At 72.3% G+C, this 3,297-nt stretch carries 4 protein-coding genes and 1 pseudogene; 3 read left to right on the top strand and 2 right to left on the bottom strand.

Annotated elements, in window-relative coordinates:
- On the top strand, positions 1-501 hold a 501-nt coding region (locus tag AOK18_RS28805), incomplete at its 5' end, for an Rv1733c family protein (RefSeq protein ID WP_055696218.1).
- Between the two features lie 57 nt (positions 502-558).
- Here the strand turns inward: AOK18_RS28805 and AOK18_RS33165 are convergent.
- Positions 559-705: a hypothetical protein gene (locus tag AOK18_RS33165; protein ID WP_157865274.1), complete on the bottom strand. Its 147-nt coding sequence runs from the start codon at positions 703-705 to the stop codon at positions 559-561.
- Positions 701-913 (bottom strand): annotated as a pseudogene (locus AOK18_RS34940) (hypothetical protein); the annotation flags it as partial. The gene AOK18_RS33165 and the pseudogene AOK18_RS34940, both read right to left, overlap by 5 nt.
- Before the next feature lie 267 nt (positions 914-1,180).
- On the opposite strand from AOK18_RS34940, the gene AOK18_RS28800 reads away from it, so the two are divergent.
- Both AOK18_RS28800 and AOK18_RS28795 read left to right on the top strand, forming a co-directional pair.
- Complete coding sequence (locus tag AOK18_RS28800) at positions 1,181-1,891, top strand: TetR/AcrR family transcriptional regulator (RefSeq protein WP_055696220.1); 711 nt, start codon at positions 1,181-1,183, stop codon at positions 1,889-1,891.
- Between the two features lie 91 nt (positions 1,892-1,982).
- Positions 1,983-3,297 (top strand): MDR family MFS transporter (locus AOK18_RS28795; protein ID WP_206281606.1); only part of this gene is annotated, 1,315 nt, incomplete at its 3' end.

Below are 3,297 nucleotides of genomic sequence, written 5' to 3'. Positions count from 1 at the left end.
GGACTGCTGCTCGCCGTCCTGGTCGTGGCGCCCCTGGCGGGTGTCGTCGTCGAGAAGCTCGCCCGCGGCCACTACGCGGATACGGCCCGCCACCAGGCCCTGACCCGGCACGAGGTGAGCGCGGTCCTCACCGAGGACGTCCCGCGCCACCCGGAGCCCGGATCCGACGAGGCGGACCTCGCCCGCTATCCGGCCGAGGTCCGCCTCACCACTCCCGACGGGCGCACCGCCACCACCCGGGCCGAGGTCCCGCCGGGGCTGTCGGCCGGCAGCCGGGTGCGCGTCTGGGTCACCGCCGACGGCGAGGCGACCGAGCCGCCTTTGACGCGTGAGCAGATCCGCAGCCGCAGCATGGGCTGCGCCCTCCTCGCCGCCGTGGGGACGGTCCTCACCGGCGCCGCCGCCCACGCCGTGGCCTGCCGCGTCGTGCGCCGCCGCAACCTCGCCGCCTGGGAGAGGGCCTGGGCGGAGACGGCTCCCCGCTGGACGACGTCCGGATGAACCGTCGCGGGGCCGGCGGGGCCCCGCGCGGCCCCGTGCGCGCACCGGGTGCCGGCGTCACCTGGGCTCGGCGGTGAGGGTCTTGAGCCGGCGGAGCGTGAGGACGGTCTCCGCCGTGTGCACGCCGGGCAGCGCGCCGATCCCCCCGTCGAGGAACGTGCAGGGCTCCCCGGTGCTGCGGCACAGGGCCGAGAGCTGCACCATGCCCGAGGAGCAGCGCGGCCACCGGCAGCACGTAGGCGTCGGAGACCCACGACAGGTCGGCGGTCGTGGCGTCCAGAGCCCGCTGGATCACCGGCAGGCTCACCGCGACGGTCGTCACCGGCAGGTAGGCGACGAAGACGCCGGCGCACGCCGACGCGATCACGGCCGCCCCGCGGCCGTCTCCGGCCGCCTTCGGAGAAGCGTTCAAGGAGGTACTCCCGTGCGGTGACCGGCACCGCGGAGGTCGGATGAATCGGCTCCACCGTGCGGGGCGGGGAGCGGCGCGGGCCGGCCGGAGAGCGGGGCACGGGGGGAATCCGACATCGGGAGGGCGCGATCCCGGGATCTCGTACGCGGTCGCGGGGGCGCCGCCCGGCGCGTTCGGCTTCGAGGACCGGTGCGAGGCACCGAGGAGGGCCGTGAGCCCCGCCACGGAGCCGAATATATTTTTGCAGTCTCTGCATATTTGCGTATCCTGCACGACGTGAGTGACAGGGACCCCGCGGAGGGCGGGCTTCGGGGGCGCAAGAAGCGGGAGACCCGTGCCGCCCTGGTGGCGGCCGCGGTGCGGCTGGCGGCGGAGCACGGCGCGGAGAACGTCACCGTCGACGCGATCAGCGAAGCGGCCGGTGTCTCGCCCCGCACCTTCTTCAACTACTTCGACTCCCGTGACGAAGCGTTCGTGATGATGGGCGCGGAGTCGAGCGGGCGGGTCCGGCGGGCGGTGCTCGACGCTCCCGCCGGCGTGCCCCCGCTGGCGGTGCTGCGCGACGCGCTGGCCGCGGAACTGGGGGAAGTGGAACAGCAGCACGAGCTGTGGCGGCTGCACTCCGAAGTGCTGCGCAAGTCACCGCACCTGCTCGCGCGCAGCATCGGCGCCCACGTCGAGGACGAGTTCATCCTGGCCGAGGCGCTCGCGGAGCGCATCGGCGCCGGTTCGCCGCTGTTCACCGGGGACCGTCCCCCCTTCGGGACGGCCGAGGGGCAGCTGCGGCGACAGGCCCTGGGGCTGTATCCGAGACTGCTGGCCGCGGTCGGCAGCACGGCCGTCCGCGTCGCCGTGGAGCACTGGTGCGTACGGCAGGACGAAGCCACCTTCGAGACCGTCTTCCGGACGGTGTTCGACCACCTGGCCGCCGGACTCCCGGAGCCGGCCGTCCCGACCGCCCCGGCGGACGAAGCCTGAGCGGGTCCGTCCCTCACCCCGACCTTCGAACATTCGCGAAAGAGCTGAAGTGACCTCATCACCGGCGCCCCTAGAGGCGTCACCGGCATCCATGACCAACCGGCAGATCCTCCAGGCCATGTCGGGGCTGATGGCCGGCATGTTCGTCGCCATCCTGGCCGGCACCGTGGTCGCCAACGCGCTCCCGCGCATCATCGCCGACCTGCAGGCCAGCCAGTCCTCCTACACCTGGGTCATCACCGCCGAACTGCTGGCGATGACGGCGACGGTGCCCCTGTGGGGCAAGCTGTCGGACCTGTTCAACCAGAAGCTGCTGCTCCAGCTGTCCCTGGCCCTGTTCGTCGTCGGCTCCCTGCTGGCGGGCTTCTCCCAGGACGTGGGCCTGCTGATCTTCAGCCGCGTGGTGCAGGGCGTCGGCGCGGGCGGACTCACGGCTCTGGCGCAGATCGTGATGGCGGCCATCATCCCGCCGCGCAGGCTGGGCAAGTACGCCGGCGTCTTCGGAGCCGTCTTCGCGGTCGGCACCGTGGCCGGACCGCTCATCGGCGGCGTCCTGGTGGACACCTCCTGGCTCGGCTGGCGCTGGTGCTTCTTCATCGGCGTACCGTTCGCGCTGCTCGCCATCGCGCTGCTGCAGCGCACCCTGAAGCTGCCCACCGTCCGCCGTGAGGCGAAGATCGACTTCCTGGGTGCCTTCCTGATCGTCGCGGGTGTCTGCGCCCTGCTCATCTGGGTCTCCCTCGCGGGCAGCGAGTTCGACTGGATGTCGTGGCAGACCGCCGTGCTGACCGGCGGGGGAGTGCTGCTGCTGATCGCCGCGGTCGTCGTCGAGGCGCGCGTGCCGGAGCCGGTCATCCCGCTGGGCATCTTCCGCAACCGCACGGTGACGCTCACCACGGTCGCGAGCCTCCTCGTCGGTGTGGCCATGTTCGGCGGCACCGTCTTCCTCTCGCAGTACTTCCAGATCTCCCTGGGCAAGTCCCCGACCGTCGCCGGCCTGATGAGCCTGCCCATGATCCTCGGCCTGCTCGTCTCCTCGACCGTCGCCGGGCAGATCATCACCGCCACCGGCCGGTGGAAGGTGTACCTGGTCGCGGGTTCCGTCATCATGACGGCGGGCCTCGGCCTGCTGGCCACCATCGAGGCCGACACCCCCTTCGCCCTGCTCAGCGTCTACATGGCCGTCATGGGCGTCGGCGTCGGCATGCTGATGCAGAACCTGGTCCTGGCCGCGCAGAACGACGTTCCGGCGACCGAGCTGGGCGCCGCCACCTCGGTGCTCTCCTTCTTCCGGAGCATGGGCGGCACGATCGGCACCAGCGTGCTTGGTGCCATCCTCGCCAACCGGGTCGCCACCGAGATGACCAAGGGGCTGGCGGAAGCGGGCGTCCCGGCCGGGGCGGGCG

It is taken from the genome of Streptomyces prasinopilosus (assembly GCF_001419695.1).
Lineage (GTDB): Bacteria > Actinomycetota > Actinomycetes > Streptomycetales > Streptomycetaceae > Streptomyces > Streptomyces prasinopilosus.
Note: the sequence above shows the minus strand (reverse complement) of the source record. Positions and strands in the feature narration are given on the sequence as shown.

Excerpts from the sequence above, each read along its gene's own strand:
- AOK18_RS33165 (WP_157865274.1), bottom strand. The coding sequence starts at position 705 with ATGGTGCAGCTCTCGGCCCTGTGCCGCAGCACCGGGGAGCCCTGCACG.